Genomic DNA, 952 nt, shown 5'->3' on the forward strand with positions numbered 1-952 from the left:
AGTCGACTGAGAAGGTTATATCTATGTGCTACCGAAGTTGGACTAAGCTGACCAATTAAATAATCAAATTGGTATAAATAATCAAACTGGTATTAGACGCAAAAAAGCCCTGCTATTGCTAGCAGGGCTTCTCTATGAGTGGCGGAGTGGACGGGACTCGAACCCGCGACCCCCGGCGTGACAGGCCGGTATTCTAACCAACTGAACTACCACTCCGCAGTGTCTATTCAGCTTAAAGCAATTTGAGCCTGACGATGTCCTACTCTCACATGGGGAAGCCCCACACTACCATCGGCGCTATTGTGTTTCACTTCTGAGTTCGGCATGGAATCAGGTGGGTCCACAATGCTATGGTCGTCAAACAAATTCTGTTGTCAACTTGATAAATCAAATCGACTAAATAGTGGTGCTGATACCCAGACTCGAACTGGGGACCTCACCCTTACCAAGGGTGCGCTCTACCGGGCTGAGCTATATCAGCAATATAAGAAACGTTCAAAACGATTCTTAAACCTTTTTGTCTTCACTTTTCAAAAAAGTGAAAATAAATTTAAAGCCTGGCGATGTCCTACTCTCACATGGGGAAGCCCCACACTACCATCGGCGCTATTGTGTTTCACTTCTGAGTTCGGCATGGAATCAGGTGGGTCCACAATGCTATGATCGCCAAGCAAATTTTAAAATTTGGAAAACTGTATTTAAAAGTAACTCTTCAAACTCATTCAAGGTCTTATCTTGAGTCCACAAAACCCCTTGGGTGTTGTATGGTTAAGCCTCACGGGCAATTAGTACAGGTTAGCTCAATGCCTCGCAGCACTTACACACCCTGCCTATCAACGTTCTAGTCTTGAACAACCCTTAAGGACGCTTATAGCGTCAGGGAAAACTCATCTCAGGGCTCGCTTCCCGCTTAGATGCTTTCAGCGGTTATCGATTCCGAACTTAGCTACCG

At 45.5% G+C, this 952-nt stretch carries 2 tRNA genes and 3 rRNA genes; all 5 read right to left on the minus strand.

Annotation, left to right across the window (positions count from 1 at the left end):
- Positions 1-139: 139 nt before the first annotated feature.
- Positions 140-216, minus strand: a tRNA-Asp gene (locus Q1A70_RS20075).
- 30 nt (positions 217-246) lie between these two features.
- A 5S ribosomal RNA gene (gene rrf, locus Q1A70_RS20080) occupies positions 247-362 on the minus strand.
- 42 nt (positions 363-404) lie between these two features.
- Positions 405-481, minus strand: a tRNA-Thr gene (locus tag Q1A70_RS20085).
- A gap of 74 nt (positions 482-555) precedes the next feature.
- Positions 556-671, minus strand: a 5S ribosomal RNA gene (gene rrf, locus Q1A70_RS20090).
- A gap of 93 nt (positions 672-764) precedes the next feature.
- Positions 765-952 (minus strand): 23S ribosomal RNA (locus Q1A70_RS20095); the annotation flags it as partial.

This window comes from uncultured Vibrio sp. (assembly GCF_947488985.1).
GTDB lineage: Bacteria > Pseudomonadota > Gammaproteobacteria > Enterobacterales > Vibrionaceae > Vibrio.